The 19,286-nt window shown below is 66.6% G+C and carries 17 protein-coding genes; 13 read left to right on the forward strand and 4 right to left on the reverse strand.

What is annotated here, in order from left to right; translation table 11 throughout:
• Positions 1–393 precede the first annotated feature (393 nt).
• Positions 394–726 carry a YnfA family protein gene (locus HWX76_RS28045; protein WP_050015244.1) on the forward strand — a complete coding sequence of 111 codons (333 nt, stop codon included), beginning with the start codon at positions 394–396 and terminating at the stop codon, positions 724–726.
• Between the two features lie 27 nt (positions 727–753).
• Here the strand turns inward: HWX76_RS28045 and dnaQ are convergent, their stop codons facing one another.
• The 3 genes from dnaQ to HWX76_RS28060 are packed head-to-tail and all read right to left on the reverse strand — an operon-like array spanning position 754 to position 2,781.
• Positions 754–1,488, reverse strand: a complete 735-nt coding sequence (gene dnaQ / locus HWX76_RS28050) for a DNA polymerase III subunit epsilon (RefSeq protein WP_176016672.1) — start codon at positions 1,486–1,488, stop codon at positions 754–756.
• Positions 1,489–1,528: 40 nt separating this feature from the next.
• On the reverse strand, positions 1,529–1,972 hold the full coding sequence (rnhA, locus tag HWX76_RS28055) for a ribonuclease HI (RefSeq protein ID WP_050015189.1): 444 nt from the start codon (positions 1,970–1,972) through the stop codon (positions 1,529–1,531).
• Positions 1,969–2,781 (reverse strand): class I SAM-dependent methyltransferase, encoded by an 813-nt coding sequence (locus tag HWX76_RS28060; protein WP_050015191.1) that lies wholly within the window; start codon positions 2,779–2,781, stop codon positions 1,969–1,971. The genes rnhA and HWX76_RS28060 overlap by 4 nt, the downstream gene beginning before the upstream one ends.
• Positions 2,782–2,799: 18 nt before the next feature.
• Between HWX76_RS28060 and gloB the strand changes: the two genes are divergently transcribed.
• The 8 genes from gloB (at position 2,800) to HWX76_RS28100 (ending at position 13,307) form a co-directional block, all read left to right on the forward strand.
• Positions 2,800–3,621 (forward strand): hydroxyacylglutathione hydrolase, encoded by an 822-nt coding sequence (gene gloB, locus HWX76_RS28065; protein WP_176016673.1) that lies wholly within the window; start codon positions 2,800–2,802, stop codon positions 3,619–3,621.
• 151 nt (positions 3,622–3,772) lie between these two features.
• Positions 3,773–5,350: a transglycosylase SLT domain-containing protein gene (locus tag HWX76_RS28070; protein WP_050015195.1), complete on the forward strand. Its 1,578-nt coding sequence runs from the start codon at positions 3,773–3,775 to the stop codon at positions 5,348–5,350.
• Positions 5,351–5,509: 159 nt separating this feature from the next.
• Positions 5,510–6,727 (forward strand): MFS transporter, encoded by a 1,218-nt coding sequence (locus tag HWX76_RS28075; protein WP_176016674.1) that lies wholly within the window; start codon positions 5,510–5,512, stop codon positions 6,725–6,727.
• A 365-nt stretch (positions 6,728–7,092) separates the two neighbouring features.
• On the forward strand, positions 7,093–8,238 hold the full coding sequence (gene carA, locus HWX76_RS28080) for a glutamine-hydrolyzing carbamoyl-phosphate synthase small subunit (RefSeq protein WP_050015197.1): 1,146 nt from the start codon (positions 7,093–7,095) through the stop codon (positions 8,236–8,238).
• A gap of 37 nt (positions 8,239–8,275) precedes the next feature.
• Positions 8,276–8,935, forward strand: a complete 660-nt coding sequence (gene leuE / locus HWX76_RS28085; protein ID WP_176016675.1) for a leucine efflux protein LeuE — start codon at positions 8,276–8,278, stop codon at positions 8,933–8,935.
• A 49-nt stretch (positions 8,936–8,984) separates the two neighbouring features.
• The gene (gene carB, locus HWX76_RS28090; protein ID WP_050015201.1) at positions 8,985–12,239 is read left to right on the forward strand and encodes a carbamoyl-phosphate synthase large subunit; all 3,255 of its coding nucleotides are present in this window, start codon (positions 8,985–8,987) and stop codon (positions 12,237–12,239) included.
• Between the two features lie 118 nt (positions 12,240–12,357).
• The gene (greA, locus tag HWX76_RS28095; RefSeq protein ID WP_006476345.1) at positions 12,358–12,834 is read left to right on the forward strand and encodes a transcription elongation factor GreA; all 477 of its coding nucleotides are present in this window, start codon (positions 12,358–12,360) and stop codon (positions 12,832–12,834) included.
• Positions 12,835–12,848: 14 nt separating this feature from the next.
• Complete coding sequence (locus tag HWX76_RS28100) at positions 12,849–13,307, forward strand: DUF4149 domain-containing protein (protein WP_124654796.1); 459 nt, start codon at positions 12,849–12,851, stop codon at positions 13,305–13,307.
• 68 nt (positions 13,308–13,375) lie between these two features.
• Here HWX76_RS28100 and HWX76_RS28105 read toward each other — a convergent pair whose 3' ends face one another.
• The gene (locus tag HWX76_RS28105) at positions 13,376–13,903 is read right to left on the reverse strand and encodes a YhbY family RNA-binding protein (RefSeq protein WP_089467132.1); all 528 of its coding nucleotides are present in this window, start codon (positions 13,901–13,903) and stop codon (positions 13,376–13,378) included.
• 193 nt (positions 13,904–14,096) lie between these two features.
• Between HWX76_RS28105 and HWX76_RS28110 the strand changes: the two genes are divergently transcribed.
• The 4 genes from HWX76_RS28110 (at position 14,097) to glmM (ending at position 19,193) form a co-directional block, all read left to right on the forward strand.
• Positions 14,097–14,759 (forward strand): RlmE family RNA methyltransferase, encoded by a 663-nt coding sequence (locus HWX76_RS28110; protein ID WP_050015207.1) that lies wholly within the window; start codon positions 14,097–14,099, stop codon positions 14,757–14,759.
• A gap of 166 nt (positions 14,760–14,925) precedes the next feature.
• Positions 14,926–16,821 (forward strand): ATP-dependent zinc metalloprotease FtsH, encoded by a 1,896-nt coding sequence (gene ftsH / locus HWX76_RS28115; RefSeq protein WP_050015209.1) that lies wholly within the window; start codon positions 14,926–14,928, stop codon positions 16,819–16,821.
• A 28-nt stretch (positions 16,822–16,849) separates the two neighbouring features.
• On the forward strand, positions 16,850–17,791 hold the full coding sequence (gene folP, locus HWX76_RS28120; protein ID WP_176016676.1) for a dihydropteroate synthase: 942 nt from the start codon (positions 16,850–16,852) through the stop codon (positions 17,789–17,791).
• A gap of 46 nt (positions 17,792–17,837) precedes the next feature.
• Positions 17,838–19,193 (forward strand): phosphoglucosamine mutase, encoded by a 1,356-nt coding sequence (gene glmM, locus HWX76_RS28125; RefSeq protein WP_124557397.1) that lies wholly within the window; start codon positions 17,838–17,840, stop codon positions 19,191–19,193.
• The last annotated feature ends 93 nt before the right edge of the window (positions 19,194–19,286 follow it).

Here is a 19,286-nt window from a genome sequence, read left to right on the forward strand (position 1 = left end):
GCCCGATGGGCCGTCGCGACAGTGCGCTCATGAAGAATGGGCCGCGTGATGCGAGCGGCAGATGCCGGTGCGGACGAGATGTCCGGTGTTCCGGCAACGCCCCGGAGGGGCAACGAAACGAGAAAAGCGGGCCTGTCGGGCGGGCTTTCCTGTGGATGCAATTTCGATCGAGGCACCGGCCCGCAGCGTGCGGACGGACTTCTCTCAAAATCGAAAAGACAGAGATTGAATGTTGAAACAGGCGACATGATAGCACGATGACGGACGATCGTGCAAATTGCGCGGAATCGCCCGCCTGGCGGGGCATTCGGCGCGGCCCGCTCGGGTATGATCGGCGGCGCGCGGCGCGGCCGAGCCGTCCGCCGCGACGGGGCTGAATTCGCGAGGAACCGGATGACCGAACTGATCAGGATCGCGGCGCTGTTCGCCGCTACCGCGCTGGCCGAAATCGTCGGCTGCTATCTGCCGTGGCTCGTGCTGAAGGCCGGGCGCCCGGCCTGGCTGCTGGTGCCGGCCGCGCTGTCGCTCGCGCTGTTCGCGTGGCTGCTGACGTTGCACCCGAGCGCGGCGGGGCGCACGTATGCCGCGTACGGCGGTGTGTACATCGCGGTGGCGCTGATCTGGCTGCGGGTGATCGACGGCGTCGCGCTGACCCGCTGGGACGTGGCCGGCGCGGTGCTCGCGCTCGGCGGGATGGCCGTCATCGCGCTGCAGCCGCGCGCATGAGCGCGGCCGCCACGCGGGTCGCGGGTATTACGCCGCTTCGGCGGTATCCGTGTCGGCGGACTGGCGCCACACGCAGGTGCCCTTGACCGACTTGTCGAGCTCGTCGAGCTGAGCCTGGTGCGCGGCCAGCTCGTCGTCGCTCGCGACCACCACGGCGAGGTCGAGTGCGGCGAGCGACACGCGCTGGCCGTTCGCCGCACCGCCGCCGACGCCCGCGTCGTCGAGCATGTCGATCACGAGGCTGTCCTGGCCGCGCGTCATCGCGAGATACACCTCGGCGAGCAGCTCCGAGTCGAGCAGTGCGCCGTGCAGCGTGCGGTGCGCGTTGCTGATGCCGAAACGGTCGCACAGCGCGTCGAGCGAGTTGCGCTTGCCGGGGAACATCTGCTTGGCCTGCACCAGCGTGTCGATCACGCCGCCGCAATGCTCGGTGAACGGCGGCAGGCCGAGCCGTGCGAATTCGGCGTCGAGAAAGCCGAGGTCGAACGGCGCGTTGTGGATGATCAGCTCGGCGTCCTTCACGAAGTCGAGGATCTGAGGGGCGACTTCCGCGAATTTCGGCTTGTCGCTCAAGAATTCGGTCGTGAGGCCGTGCACCGCCAGTGCGCCCGGATCGCTGTCGCGTTCGGGGTTCACGTAGAAGTGCAGGTTGTTGCCGGTGAGCCGCCGGTTCAGCAGCTCGACGCAGCCGATTTCGATGAGACGGTCGCCCGTGCGGGCGTTCAGGCCGGTGGTTTCGGTATCGAGAATGATCTGGCGCATGTCGGGAAAAGCAGGAAAAACGGGAGAGGGCGGCCGGTGTTCAGGCGGCCAGCGATTCGACGCCGCGGTTCGCGAGCGCGTCCGCGCGCTCGTTTTCGGGATGACCTGCATGGCCCTTGACCCAGCGCCATTCGATCTCGTGCTGCACGACGAGCGCGTCGAGCCGCTTCCACAGGTCGGCATTCTTCACCGGCGTCTTCGCCGCGGTGACCCAGCCTTTCTTCTTCCACCCGTGGATCCACTCGCTGATGCCCTTCTGCACGTATTGCGAGTCGGTATGCACGATCACCCGGCACGGCCGCTTCAGCGCTTCGAGCGCGGCGATCACGCCCATCAGCTCCATGCGGTTGTTGGTCGTGTTCGGCTCGCCGCCGAACAGTTCCTTTTCCTTGTCGCCGTAGCGCAGCAGCGCGCCCCAGCCGCCGGGGCCGGGGTTGCCCTTGCAGGCGCCGTCGGTATAGATGTCGATGGTGTCGATTGTCATGAACGTTCTTGGTGAGTGGTCGGGGAGGCCGCCGGCGTCAGGCCCGGTGCGAGCACGGGCTTCTTCATCTTGATCGGGCCGACGAGGCGCATGCCGCGCACGCGCTTGACGGCCGTCACCATGTAGACGGCGCCGAAGATCGGCCACCAGCGGTCGCCGGCGGCCTCCATGAAGCCGTAGCGGGCCAGCCACTGGTCGGTGGCGAGCGGCGGCCGGTAGCAGCCGAAGCGGCCGCGTTCGAGGTCGAAACCGAGCAGCTTGATCCAGTCCTTCAGCCGGATGAACGCGATCTGGTCGCGCGTGGCCGGCACGAACGGGCGGTTCGCCATGCGCCCGAACGACTGCCGCATGCCCCACAGGCTCAGCGAATTGAAGCCGGTGATCACGAGCTGGCCTTCCGGCATCAGCACGCGCTCGGCCTCGCGCAGCAGGCGGTGCGGGTCGGACGTGAATTCGAGCGTGTGCGGCATCACGATCAGGTCGACGCTCTGCGACTCGAACGGCAGGTCGAGCAGGTCGCACCAGGTCGTGCTGCGATCGGCGGGCGCATGGCCCGCCGTGTGCGCTTCGCGCGCCCACGGATACTGATACGGCGCGCTCGCGCCGCTCGCCGGGTCGAGCACGAGGCCGCGATACGGCATGCGGTTCTCCCGCAGCGCGTCGAGCTGCGGCAGGCCGAGCTGCAGCGCGTGGAAGCCGAAGACGTCGGACACGATCCGGTCGAGCTGCGCCTGTTCCCAGCCCAGCACGTAGCGGCCGGGCGGCGAGTCGGTCCAGGCGGGCCAGTCTATAATTTGTGGATCGGACATAACGATGATTGCGCGCCCATGAACGAGCTGGAATACGTGCCGGTTCCGGCATTCGAAGACAACTATATCTGGCTCGTCTCGGACGGCCGCGATGCGATCGCCGTCGATCCGGGTGAAGCCGCGCCCGTACGCCGGGTTCTTGCCGAACGCGGATGGCGGTTGACCGCTATTTTACTCACGCACCACCACGCCGACCACGTCGGCGGTGTCGACGCGCTGCGTAATAGCCAACCGGACGATGCTCCCCTCCCCGTTTACGGTCCCGCCGCCGAAGCGATCGGCGTGGTCACGCGGCCGCTGGCGGGCGGCGATCGCGTGACGCTCGACGCGCCGGCCGTCGCGTTCGACGTGCTCGACGTGCCGGGGCATACGCGCGGCCACATTGCGTATTTTCAGACGGCCGGTCAAGGCGCGGCCGGGCAGGGCAACGCGGAGCCGCACGTGTTCTGCGGCGACACGCTGTTCTCGTGCGGCTGCGGCCGCCTGTTCGAAGGCACGCCCGCGCAGATGCTCGCGTCGCTCGACGCGCTCGCGGCGCTGCCGGGCGACACGCGCGTGCATTGCGCACACGAATACACGCTGTCGAACATCCGCTTCGCGCTCGCGTGCGAGCCCTGCAATGCGGCGCTCGCCGCGTGGCGCGACGACGCGCAGGCGCTGCGTGCGCGCGGCGTGCCGACGCTGCCCACGACGATCGCGCACGAGCGCGCGGTCAACCCGTTCATGCGGGCCGACAGCGCGGCGATCCACGCGACGCTCGAGGCCGAGCTGCACGAAACGGTGACGGATCGTCTGGCCGCGTTCACGCTGATGCGCGAATGGAAAAACCGGTTCCGGTAACGTTTTTCGGAGGACTCCAAAGCTCAAGCGGTGTCTGTAAAAATTGCTCCAAATGTAGGATTTCGCTGAGTTTTCGGTGTTTTTATTGACGTGAAGCACGCACTTCCGTAGTATCGCCTGCAATTTCCAGCCGTCGGAAGCAGAGATTTTCATGCGACTTATATTGAGTGCGATGGTGGTGCTGCTACTCGCCGCTTGTGCGAGCCAGCCCCCTGTCGCCAACACCGCCGCCGATCCGCAGGCGACGTCCAACTACCTCCGTAAATCAGCCACCGCCAAAGAAACTGTCGACGTCGACAAGCAATCCGTCGGCGACCTGACCACGGCAGACTCCGATCTCTGGGCGCGCATCCGCCGCGGCTTCCAGATGCCCGACCTGCAGAGCGATCTGGTCGACATGCAGACGACCTGGTATACGCAGCGTCCCGATTACGTGCAGCGCATGACCGAGCGCTCGCAGAAGTACCTGTACCACATCGTCGAGGAACTCGAGGCGCGTCACATGCCGACCGAGCTCGCGCTGCTGCCGTTCATCGAGTCCGCGTACAACCCGCAGGCGCTGTCGGTCGCGAAGGCGGCAGGCATGTGGCAGTTCATGCCCGGCACCGGCCGCACGTACAACCTGAAGCGCAACATGTGGCAGGACGAGCGCCGCGACGTGCTCGCGTCGACGAGCGCCGCGCTCGACTACCTGTCCCGCCTGCACGACATGTTCGGCGACTGGTATCTGGCGCTGGCCGCGTACAACTGGGGCGAAGGCAACGTGCAGCGCGCGATCGCGCGCAATCAGGCGGCCGGCCTGCCGACCGACTACCAGAGCCTGCGGATGCCGAACGAGACGCGCAACTACGTGCCGAAGCTGCAGGCGGTGAAGAACATCATCGCGAGCCCGCAGCAGTACGGCCTCGCGCTGCCCGATATCCCGAACCATCCGTATTTCGTGACGGTCACGACGTCGCGCGACATCGACGTGGCGGTGGCCGCGAAGCTCGCGAACCTGCCGCTCGACGAATTCCGCTCGCTGAACCCGTCGTTCTCGAAGCCCGTGATCCTCGGCGCGACCGAGCCGCAGATCCTGCTGCCGTTCGACAACGCGTCCGCGTTCGAGAAGAGCCTGAAAGCCTACAACGGCCAGCTGTCGTCGTGGACCACCTACACGGTCAGCGAGCGTGCGCGCCCGGCCGCGATCGCCGAGAAGATCGGCGTCGACGCCGATACGCTGATGTCGGTCAACAAGATTCCGGCCGGCATGCGCCTGAAGCCGGGCTCGACGATCGTCGTGCCGCGCGGCGATGACGACGACGAGGACATCAGCGCCGACGTCGCCGAAAACGGCGCGCTCGCGATGGAGCCGGACGTTCCCGATACGCGCAAGATGCTGATCCGCGTGCGTCGCAAGCAGTCGATGGCGGCGCTCGCCGGCCGCTACGGCGTGTCGGTCGGCCAGTTGAAGGCGTGGAACCGTACGCACCGCGATCTCGTGATGCCGGGCCAGGCGCTCGTGCTGCACGTGCCGGTCGGCCGTTCGGTGCCGGCGGAACCCGGTCCGGAGCGGATCGCGACCTCAGCCGCCGGTGCGCACATCGAGCGCGCGAGCCTGGCGGTGGGCGGCAAGTCGCATGGTGGCAAGCGCAGCGTCGCCAAGTCGTCGGCGAAGTCGGCGAAGGCTGCCGCTCCTGTGAAAGCCGCGCCGGCCAAGACCGCCGCGCACAAGGGCAAGAAGAAGTAAGCGCGGCCGTCGCGCGCGACGCAGCGGCCGGTGAGGCCCGGACGATTGCGCTATCATCCGACGAATTCGACGAAACGCCGTCACCGAGGTGACGGCGTTTTCGTTTGTGCGCGGCGCGTCGGCGCTGCGTCGCGCGTCTTCATCCAACAAGGAGAAGCGATGTCGTCGGTGCAGGTGAGGGTGCTCGCGCTGTTTTCGGTCGGGTATTTCGTGTCGTACGTGTTTCGCGGCGTCAATCTGGGCTTCGCGCCGTTCGTCACGCACGAGCTCGGGCTGTCGGCCGCCGATCTCGGCCTGCTCACCAGCCTGTATTTCCTCGGCTTCGCGGGCGCGCAGATTCCGGCCGGCGTGATGCTCGACCACTTCGGCCCGCGCCGTGTGACGGCCGGCATGCTGCTGTTCGCGGCGGCCGGCGCGGCCGTGTTCGGCGCGGCGCACGGCATCGGCATGATGATGGTCGGCCGGCTGCTGATTGGTGTCGGCGTGTCGGTGTGTCTCGGCGCGGCGTTCAAGGCGCTCGCGCAGCATTTCCCGGTCGGCCGGCTGCCGCTCGTCAATGGCCTCGTGATGGCCGTGGGCGGCCTCGGCGGCGTGATGGTCGGCTCGCCGCTGACCTGGCTGCTCGGCTGGGCGAGCTGGCGCGCGATCTGTTTCGGCCTCGCGGTGCTGACGGTGATCGTCGCGGCGTCGATCGGCTTCGGCGCGCCCGACGCGCAGCAGGCGCGCCACCAGGGCGGGCTCGTCAGCCAGTTCAAGGGCACGTGGCACATCCTGACGAGCCGCGCGTTCTGGAAGATTGCGTCGTTCTCCGTCGTCACGCAGGGCGTGTTCTACGCGATGCAATCGTTGTGGGTCGGGCCGTATCTGCGCGATGTCGGCGGGTTCGACGCGCCGCATGCCGCACGCCTCGTGTCGGTGCTCGGCTTCGCGATGATGGCCGGCTGCGTTGGCTTTGGCGCGGCGGCGCGCGTGCTCGAGCGGCGCGGCGTGTCGGTTTACGCCACCTGCGGCATCGGCATGGCGCTGTTCGTCGCGACGCAGCTCGCGATCGTCGCGCGCGTGCCGTTGTCGCCCGCGATGCTGTGGGCCGCGTATGGAACGTTTGGCGGCGTGGGCATCCTGACCTACGCGGTGATGGCCGGACATTTTCCCGCCCATCTGATCGGCCGCGCGAACACCACGCTCACGCTCGTGATCTTCCTGCTGATCTTTGCGTTCCAGATCGGCGTCGGCGCGGTGCTGTCGCACTGGCCGGCGGTCGACGGCCGTTATCCGGCGGCCGCGCACTTCACCGCGTGGGGCGTGCTGCTCGCGCTGCAGCTCGCGAGCGCGGTGTGGTACGTGTGGCCCGCGCGCGGGACTGGTCAAGCGCACTGATCCGGCGGTACGCTGGCGGGTAGGGCGGCCGCGGAAACGGGGCCGTAGCACGGTGCGCTGCGCCGCCGGACGCGGCGCACACACGATCGGATGGCCATATCCATTGAAGATAGGCCCATTTTCAGGCTATAATTTGAAAGTTTGTGCTGATCAACCTCGCACCCTAGCGCCTACCTCATTCATCCCGTTCATCCGCCGCACGCCGCCTGCCGGGCGATGCCGCGAAGCCTCGTGCGCCACGCGCCGGGTTCGCGTCTCGACAACGCAGGCCGCGTCCAGCTAGCGACCGCGCGCGCCCACGCAGCGCGGCGCTTGCGCGGCAGGGTAAACAGGTCGGCAGCAGGGTGTTCCCCAAGGAGCCTCCCGTGTTGCCGTCTTTTTCTCCCGCCTTGCTTGCACTCGCCGACGGCACGGTCTTTCGTGGTTATTCGATCGGGGCCGAAGGCCATACGATCGGCGAAGTCGTGTTCAATACCGCGATCACCGGCTATCAGGAAATCCTGACTGATCCGAGCTACTCGCGCCAGATCGTCACGCTCACCTATCCGCATATCGGCAACGTCGGCGTCAACGCCGAAGACGTCGAAGCCACGAAAGTCCATGCCGCCGGCCTGATCATCCGTGATCTGCCGACGCTCGCATCGAACTTCCGCATGGACCGCACGCTCGGCGATTACCTGCGCGACGAAGGCGTCGTCGCGATCGCCGGCATCGACACCCGCAAGCTGACCCGCATCCTGCGCGACAAGGGCGCGCAGAGCGGCTGCATCCTGACGGGCTCCGACGACGAAGCGAAGGCAATCGAGCTCGCGCGCTCGTTCGAGGGCCTTGCCGGCATGGATCTCGCGAAGGTCGTGTCGACCACCAAGCCGTTCGAGTGGAAGCAGACGGAATGGCGTCTCGAAGGCGGCTACGGCATGCAGGAGTCGCCGAAGTACCGCGTCGTCGCGTACGACTTCGGCGTCAAGTACAACATCCTGCGCATGCTCGCGGAGCGCGGCTGCCACGTGACGGTGCTGCCGGCTCAAGCCAGTGCGGAAGATGCGCTCGCGCTGAATCCGGACGGCGTCTTTCTGTCGAACGGCCCCGGCGATCCGGAGCCGTGCGATTACGCGATCGCGGCCACCAAGGCATTCATCGAGCGCGGCGTGCCGACCTTCGGCATCTGCCTCGGCCACCAGATCATGGGCCTCGCGGTCGGCGCGAAGACGCTGAAGATGAAGACGGGCCACCACGGCGCGAACCATCCGGTGAAGGATCTCGGCGACGGCCGTGTCGTGATCACGTCGCAGAACCACGGCTTCGCGGTCGATGCCGATTCGCTGCCGGCCAACGCGCGCGTGACGCACGTATCGCTGTTCGACGGCACGCTGCAGGGCTTCGAGCTGACCGACAAGCCGGCGTTCTGCTTCCAGGGCCACCCGGAAGCGTCGCCCGGCCCGCACGACATCGGCTACCTGTTCGACCGTTTCACCGCGCTGATGGACGCGGCGAAGCAGCGCACCGCTTAACGTCATCGACGCAACCGAAGAACCGGAGATTCGCATCATGTTCGGCCACGCACTCGGCATCACGGATATCTGGACCTACGTGTTCGGCGTGATCTTCATCATCCTGCTGCCGGGGCCGAACTCGATGTACGTGCTGTCGCTCGCCGCGCAGCGCGGCGTGAAGGCCGGCTATCGCGCGGCCTGCGGCGTGTTCGTCGGCGATACCGTGCTGATGATACTGTCGGCCGCGGGCGTCGCGTCACTGCTGAAGGCGAACCCGCTGCTGTTCTCCGTCGTCAAGTACGGCGGCGCCGCGTACCTGCTGTACATCGGCACCGGGATGCTGCGCAGCGCGTGGAGCAAGCTGCGCGCGCGCGGCGATGCGCCGGTCGAGGCGCCGCAGGCGGTCGACGGCGAACGTCCGTTCCGCAAGGCGTTGATCGTGAGCCTGCTGAATCCGAAGGCCATCCTGTTCTTCATCTCGTTCTTCATCCAGTTCGTCGACCCGGCATTCCCGCATCCCGCGCTGTCGTTCGTCGTGCTCGGGGCGATCGCGCAATGCGCGAGCTTCCTGTACCTGAGCACGCTGATCTTCGCGGGCGCGCGGCTCGCCGAGCACTTCCGCCGCCGCCGCAAGCTCGCGGCAGGCGCGGCGAGCAGCGTGGGCGGCCTGTTCATCGGTTTCTCGGTGAAGCTGGCGCTCGCGACCCTGAGCTGAGCGCCGCCGGCCGACCCACGACAACGATTACTTATTGAATTCACAAGCCATGCCAAAACGCACAGACATCAAGAGCATCCTCATCATCGGCGCCGGCCCGATCATCATCGGCCAGGCGTGCGAGTTCGACTATTCGGGCGCGCAGGCTTGCAAGGCGTTGCGTGAGGAGGGCTACAAGGTCGTTCTCGTCAACAGCAACCCGGCGACGATCATGACCGACCCGAACACGGCCGACGTGACCTACATCGAGCCGATCACGTGGGAAGTCGTCGCACGCATCATCGAGAAGGAGCGCCCGGACGCGATCCTGCCGACGATGGGCGGCCAGACCGCGCTGAACTGCGCGCTCGACCTGCACCACCACGGCGTGCTCGAGAAGTTCGGCGTCGAGCTGATCGGCGCGTCGCCGGAAGCGATCGACAAGGCCGAAGACCGCCAGAAGTTCAAGGATGCGATGACCAAGATCGGTCTCGGCTCCGCGAAGTCGGGCGTCGCGCATTCGATGGAAGAGGCGACCCAGGTGCACGCCGAGATCATGGCGCTCACCGGCGGCAGCGGCTACCCGGTCGTGATCCGTCCGTCGTTCACGCTCGGCGGCTCGGGCGGCGGCATCGCGTACAACCGCGAAGAGTTCGAGGAGATCTGCAAGCGCGGTCTCGACCTGTCGCCCACGCGCGAGTTGCTGATCGAAGAGTCGCTGCTCGGCTGGAAGGAATACGAGATGGAAGTCGTGCGCGACCGCGCCGACAACTGCATCATCGTGTGCTCGATCGAAAACCTCGACCCGATGGGCGTGCACACCGGCGACTCGATCACGGTCGCGCCGGCACAGACGCTCACCGACAAGGAATACCAGATCTTGCGTAACGCGTCGCTCGCGGTGCTGCGCGAGATCGGCGTCGACACGGGCGGCTCGAACGTGCAGTTCTCGATCAACCCGAAGGACGGCCGCATGGTCGTCATCGAGATGAACCCGCGCGTGTCGCGTTCGTCGGCGCTCGCGTCGAAGGCCACCGGCTTCCCGATCGCGAAGGTCGCCGCGAAGCTGGCGGTCGGCTACACGCTCGACGAGCTGAAGAACGAAATCACCGGCGGCCAGACGCCGGCGTCGTTCGAGCCGACGATCGACTACGTCGTCACGAAGATCCCGCGATTCGCGTTCGAGAAGTTCCGCGAAGCCGATTCGCGCCTGACCACGCAGATGAAGTCGGTCGGTGAAGTGATGGCGATCGGCCGCACGTTCCAGGAATCGTTCCAGAAGGCGCTGCGCGGCCTCGAAGTCGGTGTCGACGGCCTCGACGAGAAGTCGACCAACCGCGACGAGATCGCGATCGAGATCCACGAGCCGGGCCCGGACCGCATCTGGTACGTCGGCGATGCGTTCCGCATCGGCATGACGGCCGAGGAAATCTTCGCGGAAACCGCGATCGACCCGTGGTTCCTCGAGCAGATCGAGCAGATCATCCTGAAAGAGAAGGCGCTGTCGGGCCGCACGCTCGCGTCGCTCACGTTCGACGAGCTGCGCTACCTGAAGCAGAGCGGCTTCTCCGACCGCCGCCTCGCGAAACTGCTCGGCGCGACGCCGGAAGACGTGCGCCGCCGCCGCGTGGAACTGAACGTGCGCCCGGTCTACAAGCGCGTCGACACGTGCGCGGCCGAATTCGCGACGAAAACCGCCTACATGTACTCGACCTACGAGGATGAGTGCGAGGCGCAGCCGACCACGAACAAGAAGATCATGGTGCTGGGCGGCGGCCCGAACCGGATCGGCCAGGGTATCGAATTCGACTACTGCTGCGTGCACGCGGCGCTCGCGATGCGCGAGGACGGCTATGAAACGATCATGGTCAACTGCAACCCGGAAACGGTGTCGACCGACTACGACACGTCCGATCGCCTGTACTTCGAGCCGCTGACGCTCGAAGACGTCCTCGAGATCGTCGACAAGGAAAAGCCGGTCGGCGTGATCGTCCAGTACGGCGGCCAGACGCCGCTGAAGCTCGCGCTCGACCTCGAGGCGCACGGCGTGCCGATCGTCGGCACGTCGCCGGACATGATCGACGCGGCCGAAGACCGCGAACGGTTCCAGAAGCTGCTGCAGGACCTCGGCCTGCGCCAGCCGCCGAACCGCACCGCCCGCGCCGAAGACGAAGCGCTCGCGCTGGCCGACGAAATCGGCTACCCGCTGGTCGTGCGTCCGTCGTACGTGCTCGGCGGCCGCGCGATGGAAATCGTCCACGAGCCGCGCGACCTCGAGCGCTACATGCGCGAGGCCGTGAAGGTGTCGAACGATTCGCCGGTGCTGCTCGACCGCTTCCTGAACGACGCGATCGAGTGCGACGTCGACTGCATCTGCGACGGCGAAGCGGTGTTCATCGGCGGCGTGATGGAGCACATCGAGCAGGCGGGCGTCCACTCGGGCGACTCGGCATGCTCGCTGCCGCCGTACTCGCTGTCGAAGGAAACCGTGGCCGAGCTGAAGCGCCAGACGGGCGCGATGGCGAAGGCGCTGAACGTGGTCGGCCTGATGAACGTGCAGTTCGCGATCCAGCAGGTGCCGCAGGCCGACGGGTCGAAGCAGGACATCATCTACGTGCTCGAAGTGAACCCGCGCGCATCGCGCACGGTGCCGTACGTGTCGAAGGCGACCAGCCTGCCGCTCGCGAAGATCGCGGCGCGCGCGATGGTCGGCCAGAAGCTCGCGCAGCAGGGCGTGACGAAGGAAGTCGAGCCGCCGTACTTCAGCGTGAAGGAAGCGGTGTTCCCGTTCGTCAAGTTCCCGACCGTCGATCCGGTCCTCGGGCCTGAAATGCGTTCGACCGGCGAAGTGATGGGCGTCGGCCAGACGTTCGGCGAAGCGCTGTTCAAGTCGCAGCTCGCGGCCGGTTCGCGCCTGCCGGAGTCGGGCACGGTGCTCTTGACCGTGATGGACGCCGACAAGCCGAAGGCCGTCGAAGTCGCGCGCATGCTGCACGACCTCGGTTACCCGATCGTCGCGACCAAGGGCACGGCTGCCGCGATCGAAGCGGCCGGCGTGCCGGTGAAGGTCGTGAACAAGGTGAAGGACGGCCGTCCGCACATCGTCGACATGATCAAGAACGGCGAGATCGCGCTCGTGTTCACGACGGTCGACGAGACGCGCCAGGCGATCGCCGATTCGCGTTCGATCCGCATGAGCGCGCAGGCGCACAAGGTCACGTACTACACGACGATGTCGGGCGCGCGCGCGGCCGTCGAAGGCTTGCGCTACCTGAAGGATCTGGAAGTCTATGATTTACAAGGTCTTCACGCTCGCCTAAACTAAGCAGTCAGTTACCTGTCGAAGCAACACGTGCCGCGATTAGGCGGTGTTTCCAGTGCATCGGAAGCGCGCTTAATCGCGGTGATTTTTTTTATAGCCGTTTTTAGCGATTGAGCCGTTTATGAGCACCATTCCGTTGACAAAGCGTGGCGCAGAGCAACTGCGCGATGAATTGCAGCGCCTCAAGTCCGTCGAGCGGCCGGCCGTGATCAACGCGATCGCGGAGGCCCGCGCACAGGGCGATCTGTCCGAAAACGCCGAATACGACGCCGCGAAGGAAAAGCAGGGCTTTATCGAGGGCCGCATCGCGGAACTCGAATCCAAGCTGTCCGCCGCGCAAATCATCGATCCCACGGTGCTCGACGCCGATGGCCGCGTGGTGTTCGCCGCGACGGTCGAACTCGAGGATCTCGAATCGGGCGACACCGTCAAGTATCAGATCGTCGGCGACGACGAAGCCGATATCGATCACGGCCTGATCTCGGTCAGCTCGCCGATCGCGCGCGCGCTGATCGGCAAGTCCGAAGGCGACGTCGCGGCCGTGCAGGCGCCGAGCGGCGTGCGCGAGTACGAGATCATCTCGGTCAGCTACATCTGAAGCGGGGCGACGTGATGCCGCATCGCGTGTTCCGTCTGCTGTCGGCCGTGTGGGTCGGCAGCCTGCTGACGATCGGGTATGCGGTCGCGCCTGTCCTGTTCAAGACGCTGGAGCGGATGACGGCCGGTTCGGTCGCCGCCCAGCTGTTCCGCATCGAGGCGATCCTCGGCGTCGTGTGCGGCGTGCTGCTGCTCGCATTGTCGAATCAGCAGGTGCGGCGCGGCAGCACCGAATATCGCCGCGTCCGCTGGATCGTCGCCGCGATGGTCGTGTGCGTGCTGGTCGGGTATTTTGCGCTGCAGCCGTTCATGAACGCGCTGCGGGTGGCCGCGATGGATGCGGGCACCGATATCGCGAATTCGCCGTATGCGGGCCGCTTCGGGATGCTGCACGGCGTGTCGAGCGTGTTCTATCTCGTCGAAAGCGTGCTGGGGCTGATGCTGGTCTGGCGTCTGCCGGCGCGCGACGCCTGAGCGCCGCGCCGCCGCGCGTTGCGCGACGACGGGCAGGGCGGCACGGGAATCCGTGCCGCACGGGCGTTTTACTTGTCCTGGAACGGCCGCTTCGTGCTGGCCTGGCGCTTTTTCGCGCGCTTCACGGTGCCGCCTGCCGTCACGCGTTCGTTGCCGCGCACCGTGACCTTGACCGGCCTCGGGCGGCGCACGGGGCTCGCGTTCGGCGACACCTTGACGACCTTGACGGTGCGCGGTGCACGGCCTTTCTTGTCGTCGACGGCTTCGGCCGCGCTCGGCAGCGCGCCGGCACGCCGGCCGCGGGACGGGGCCGCCACCGCGGCCTCGGGCTTCCAGATCACCAGCAGCTTGCCGATGTGCTGGATCGGCGCCGCGTTCAGGCGGTCGCAGATCTCGTCGTAGATCGCGATGCGTTCGTCGCGTTCGTCGCCGAACACGCGGATCTTGATCAGCTGGTGCGCGTCGAGGTGCACCTTGATTTCCTTCAGCACGGCGTCGGTCAGCCCTTCGGCGCCGATCAGCACGACGGGCTTGAGCGCATGGGCCTGGGAGCGCAGCGCGGAGCGCTCGGCGGGAGAAAGCGAAAGGGCGGGCATGGAAATGTCGAAATCTAAATAAGGGCGCGCTGACTGAAAAGCGATCGCGGGACGTTACCGCGTCAGCCGTGCGCCGAAACCACGTAAAATCGCGGCTTGGGCCTGAAAAGGGGCCGCAGCCGCGCGAAGAAGACGCGTATTATCCGCTAAAAGCGCGGCTTCACGAAGCAATGGGCAGCAATCTCTCTCTCGAATGGCAAAAAACCGCTTCAACCAGCACTGGCTGCACGACCACATCAACGACCCGTACGTCAAAATGGCGCAGCGGGAGGGCTATCGCGCGCGCGCCGCGTACAAGCTGAAGGAAATCGACGAGCAGGACAAGCTGATCCGTCCGGGCCAGGTGATCGTCGATCTTGGCGCCACGCCGGGCAGCTGGAGCCAGTATGCCCGCAACAAGCTCGCGCAGGGCAGGAAGCGCGACGCGGAGCGCGAAGGCGGCATCGACGGCACGATCGTTGCGCTCGACATCCTGCCGATGGAGCCGATCGCCGACGTCCACTTCCTGCAGGGCGACTTCCGCGAGGACGACGTCCTCCACCAGCTCGAGGAAGTGCTCGAAGGCCGCGCGGTGGACCTTGTTATTTCGGACATGGCCCCCAACCTCTCCGGCGTGGCCTCGGCGGACGCGGCGCGCATCGAGCATCTCTGCGATCTGGCGCTCGAATTCGCGCAGAACCATCTGAAGCCGGACGGTGCGCTGCTCGTGAAGTGCTTTCACGGCAGCGGCTACAGCCAGATCGTCGAGAAGTTCAAACAGCAGTTTAAGGTTGTCGCGCCGCGCAAGCCCAAGGCATCCCGCGACAAATCGTCCGAAACGTTCATTTTGGGTCGGCAGCTGAAGCATCCGCGCTGATGCGGAACGCGATGCCGCAAACGGGCTCCGGCCCTTGCCGGACAAGCGAAGCGCTATCGCGGCGGTTGTCAATGCTTATGGCAGGGGTGGTCGGACTGGATTAGAATGACCGAGGGGCGCCGCAAGGAAAATGTAGGCGCTCGTCTACGAGTGAAGGAGTGGTGCTTTGAACAACAATATGTTTTCGAAGGCAGCGGTGTGGCTGGTGATCGCACTGGTGCTGTTTACGGTGTTCAAGCAGTTCGACAAGCCCCGCGTCCAGGAAGGCGTGTCCTATTCGCAGTTCATGGACGACGCCAAGAACGGCAAGGTCAAGAACGTCATCGTTCAGGGGCGCAACCTCACCGTCACTCCGGCTGATGGCCAGAAATACCAGATCGTGTCGCCCGGCGACATCTGGATGGTCGGCGATCTGATGAAGTACGGCGTGCAGGTCAGCGGCAAGGCCGACGACGAGCCGAACGCGCTGATGTCCGCGCTGTACTACCTCGGGCCGACGATCCTGATCATCGTGTTCTGGTTCTACATGATGAGGCAGATGCAGGGAGGCGGCAAAGGCGGCGCATTCTCGTTCGGGAAATCGCGTGCGCGGCTGATCGACGAGAACAACAACGCGGTGAACTTCTCCGACGTCGCGGGCTGCGACGAAGCGAAGGAAGAAGTGTCCGAGCTCGTCGACTTCCTGCGCGATCCGCAGAAATTCCAGAAACTGGGCGGCCGCATTCCGCGCGGCGTGCTGCTGGTCGGCCCGCCGGGTACCGGCAAGACGCTGCTGGCCCGCGCGATCGCGGGTGAAGCGAAGGTGCCGTTCTTCAGCATCTCGGGTTCGGACTTCGTCGAAATGTTCGTCGGCGTCGGCGCGGCCCGTGTGCGCGATATGTTCGAGCAGGCGAAGAAGCATGCGCCGTGCATCGTGTTCATCGACGAAATCGACGCGGTCGGCCGTCATCGCGGCGCCGGCATGGGCGGCGGCAACGACGAGCGCGAACAGACGCTGAACCAGATGCTGGTCGAGATGGACGGCTTCGAGGCGAACTCGGGCGTGATCGTGATCGCCGCGACCAACCGTTCCGACGTGCTCGACAAGGCGCTGCTGCGTCCGGGCCGTTTCGACCGCCAGGTCTATGTCGGCCTGCCGGACATCCGCGGCCGCGAGCAGATCATGCGCGTGCACCTGCGCAAGGTGCCGATCGCGAACGACGTCGACGCGGCGGTCATCGCACGCGGCACGCCGGGCTTCTCGGGCGCCGATCTCGCGAACCTCGTGAACGAAGCTGCGCTGTTCGCCGCCCGTCGCGGCAAGCGCATCGTCGAGATGCAGGATTTCGAGGACGCGAAGGACAAGATCTTCATGGGTCCGGAGCGCAAGTCGGCGGTGATCCGCGAGGAAGCGAAGCGTGCCACCGCGTACCACGAGTCGGGTCACGCGGTGATCGCGAAGCTGCTGCCGAAGGCCGACCCGGTGCACAAGGTCACGATCATCCCGCGCGGTCGCGCACTGGGCGTCACGTGGCAGCTGCCGGAGCATGACAACGAGACGTATTCGAAGGATTATCTGCTCGACCGCCTCGCGATCCTGTTCGGTGGCCGGGTGGCCGAAGAGTTGTTCATGAACCTGGTCAGCACCGGCGCATCGGACGACTTCAACAAGGCCACGCAGACCGCGCGTGCGATGGTTGCGCGGTTCGGCATGACCGACGCGCTCGGGCCGATGGTTTACGTCGACGACGAGAACGATGCGTCGCCGTTCGGCCGCGGCTTCACGCGCACGATCTCGGAAGCGACGCAGCAGAAGGTCGACTCGGAAATCCGCCGCGTGCTGGACGATCAGTACAACCTCGCGCGTCGCCTGCTCGAGGAGAACCGCGACAAGGTCGAGGCGATGACGGCCGCGCTGATGGAGTGGGAGACGATCGACGCCGATCAGATCAACGACATCATGGAAGGCCGTCCGCCGCGCTCACCGAAGAGCTCGCCGGCTGTCGGCGGCGATTCGTCGGGCGGCGGCAGTGCCGAGGTCAAGCCCGGCAGCGCGCCGGCGCCGGCGACGCCGGCGGCATAATCTCCGCTTTAGCACCGTTCACGGGCTGGTGTGGCTTCACACCGGCCCGTTTTGCATTCATCCACGCCCGTTGCTCGTGTCCGATTCCGCAGTGTCCCCGTTCATTCCCGCGCCGCTCCGGTGCGGCCGCTTCGAACTGACGTTCGAACGCCCGCTCGTGATGGGCATCCTCAACGCCACGCCCGATTCGTTCTCCGACGGCGGCCGCTTCCTCGCGCGCGACGATGCGCTGCGCCAGGCCGAGCGGATGATCGCCGACGGCGTGGACCTCATCGACATCGGCGGCGAATCGACGCGCCCCGGCGCGCCGCCGGTGCCGCTCGACGAGGAGCTCGCGCGCGTGATTCCGCTCGTCGAGGCGCTGCGGCCGTTGAACGTGCCGCTGTCGATCGATACGTACAAGCCGGCCGTGATGCGCGCGGCGCTGGCCGCCGGCGCGGACCTGATCAACGATATCTGGGGGTTCCGCCAGCCGGGCGCGATCGACGCGGTGCGCGACGGCAATAGCGGTCTGTGCGCGATGCACATGCTCGGCGAGCCGCAGACGATGCAGGTCGGCGAGCCCGGCTACGGCGACGTCGTGACCGACGTGCGCGATTTCCTCGCCGCGCGCGCGCAGGCGTTGCGCGACGCGGGGGTGGCGGCGGAGCGGATCTGCGTCGATCCCGGTTTCGGGTTCGGCAAGGCGGTCGTCGACGACAACTATGCGCTGCTGGCCGCGTTGCCGGACACGGCGCCCGCGCGGCCCGACGGGCGCGCTTATCCGATTCTCGCGGGCATGTCGCGCAAGTCGATGCTCGGCGCGGTGATCGGAGGCAAGCCGCCGATGGAGCGCGTCGCGGCGAGCGTGGCGGCCGCGTTATGCGCGGTCGAGCGGGGCGCCGCGATCGTGCGCGTGCACGACGTCGCGGCGACGGTCGATGCGCTGAAAGTATGGAATGCCGTGCGCGCAGCCGCGCGGCAACGATAAGCAAGTCAGAAAGACGAAAGACGAAAGACGAAGGAGGAAGGACCCCATGGGACGTCGATATTTCGGCACGGACGGCATTCGCGGCACGGTGGGCGAAGCGCCCATCACGCCGGACTTCGTGTTGCGCCTCGGCTATGCGGCCGGCAAGGTACTGGCCGGCTCGGCCGACGTCGCGGCGGGCTCGCGTCCGACCGTGTTGATCGGCAAGGACACGCGCGTATCGGGCTACATGCTCGAAGCCGCGCTCGAGGCCGGATTCTCGGCGGCCGGCGTCGACGTGATGCTGGCCGGCCCGATGCCGACGCCCGGCGTCGCGTATCTGACGCGGGCGCTGCGTCTGTCGGCCGGTGTCGTGATCAGCGCGTCGCACAACCCGTATCACGACAACGGGATCAAGTTTTTCTCGGCTGACGGCAACAAGCTGCCCGACGACACCGAGGCCGCGATCGAAGCGTGGCTCGACAAGCCGCTCGAATGCGCGCCGTCGGACGGCCTCGGCAAGGCCCGCCGCCTCGACGACGCAGCCGGCCGCTACATCGAGTTCTGCAAGAGCACGTTCCCGGCCGCGTTCGACCTGCGCGGGCTGAAGCTCGTGATCGATTGTGCGCACGGCGCCGCGTACCAGATCGCGCCGCACGTGTTCCACGAGCTCGGCGCTGACGTGATTCCGATCGGCGTCGCGCCGAACGGCTTCAACATCAACGACGGCGTCGGCGCGACCGCGCCCGACGCGCTGGTGCGCGCGGTGCGGGCGAACCATGCCGATCTCGGCATCGCGCTCGACGGCGACGCCGATCGTCTGCAGGTCGTGGACGCGACCGGTCGCCTGTACAACGGCGACGAGCTGCTCTACGTGCTCGTGAAGGACCGGATCGCGACCGACGGCAAGGTCGAAGGCGCGGTCGGCACGCTGATGACGAACCTTGCCGTCGAAGTCGCGCTGCAGCGCGAGGGCGTGAAGTTCGTCCGTGCGGCGGTCGGCGACCGCTACGTGCTCGAGCAGTTGCGCGAGCACGGCTGGCAGCTCGGCGCGGAAGGGTCGGGCCACATCCTGTCGCTCGACCGGCACTCGACCGGCGACGGCATCGTGTCGGCGCTGCTCGTGCTGGCCGCGCTCAAGCGCAGCGGCCGCACCCTTGCGCAGGTGCTCGACGGCGTCACGCTGTTCCCGCAGAAGCTGATCAACGTGCGGATGAAACCGGGTGCCGACTGGAAGGGCAGCGCGTCGATTCGTGCGGCGATCGATGCCGCCGAAGCCGCGCTCGCCGGCAGCGGCCGCGTGCTGATCCGCGCATCGGGCACGGAGCCCGTGCTGCGCGTGATGGTCGAAGCACGGCAGGCGGCCGATGCGGTGCGCCATGCGGAGACGATCGCCGACGCGGTGCGCGCGGCGACGGCCTGACCGGGGGGTGCCCCTATGTGTTTCGTCAAGCGTTAGGGGCTGACTTGGGTTGGTAAATGGTGCCGTCGCGCAGCATGGCGAACAGGACGTCGC

This window comes from Burkholderia sp. BCC0398, from assembly GCF_902833245.1.
GTDB lineage: Bacteria > Pseudomonadota > Gammaproteobacteria > Burkholderiales > Burkholderiaceae > Burkholderia > Burkholderia sola.

What these genes read in the sequence shown, in the direction of transcription:
- HWX76_RS28045 (WP_050015244.1), top strand. Translation starts at nt 394, where the DNA reads ATGACCGAACTGATCAGGATCGCGGCGCTGTTCGCCGCTACCGCGCTG.
- dnaQ (WP_176016672.1), bottom strand. Translation starts at nt 1,488, where the DNA reads ATGCGCCAGATCATTCTCGATACCGAAACCACCGGCCTGAACGCCCGC.
- rnhA (WP_050015189.1), bottom strand. Translation starts at nt 1,972, where the DNA reads ATGACAATCGACACCATCGACATCTATACCGACGGCGCCTGCAAGGGC.
- HWX76_RS28060 (WP_050015191.1), bottom strand. Translation starts at nt 2,781, where the DNA reads ATGTCCGATCCACAAATTATAGACTGGCCCGCCTGGACCGACTCGCCG.
- gloB (WP_176016673.1), top strand. Translation starts at nt 2,800, where the DNA reads ATGAACGAGCTGGAATACGTGCCGGTTCCGGCATTCGAAGACAACTAT.
- HWX76_RS28070 (WP_050015195.1), top strand. Translation starts at nt 3,773, where the DNA reads ATGCGACTTATATTGAGTGCGATGGTGGTGCTGCTACTCGCCGCTTGT.
- HWX76_RS28075 (WP_176016674.1), top strand. Translation starts at nt 5,510, where the DNA reads ATGTCGTCGGTGCAGGTGAGGGTGCTCGCGCTGTTTTCGGTCGGGTAT.
- leuE (WP_176016675.1), top strand. Translation starts at nt 8,276, where the DNA reads ATGTTCGGCCACGCACTCGGCATCACGGATATCTGGACCTACGTGTTC.
- carB (WP_050015201.1), top strand. Translation starts at nt 8,985, where the DNA reads ATGCCAAAACGCACAGACATCAAGAGCATCCTCATCATCGGCGCCGGC.
- greA (WP_006476345.1), top strand. Translation starts at nt 12,358, where the DNA reads ATGAGCACCATTCCGTTGACAAAGCGTGGCGCAGAGCAACTGCGCGAT.
- HWX76_RS28100 (WP_124654796.1), top strand. Translation starts at nt 12,849, where the DNA reads ATGCCGCATCGCGTGTTCCGTCTGCTGTCGGCCGTGTGGGTCGGCAGC.
- HWX76_RS28105 (WP_089467132.1), bottom strand. Translation starts at nt 13,903, where the DNA reads ATGCCCGCCCTTTCGCTTTCTCCCGCCGAGCGCTCCGCGCTGCGCTCC.
- HWX76_RS28110 (WP_050015207.1), top strand. Translation starts at nt 14,097, where the DNA reads ATGGCAAAAAACCGCTTCAACCAGCACTGGCTGCACGACCACATCAAC.
- glmM (WP_124557397.1), top strand. Translation starts at nt 17,838, where the DNA reads ATGGGACGTCGATATTTCGGCACGGACGGCATTCGCGGCACGGTGGGC.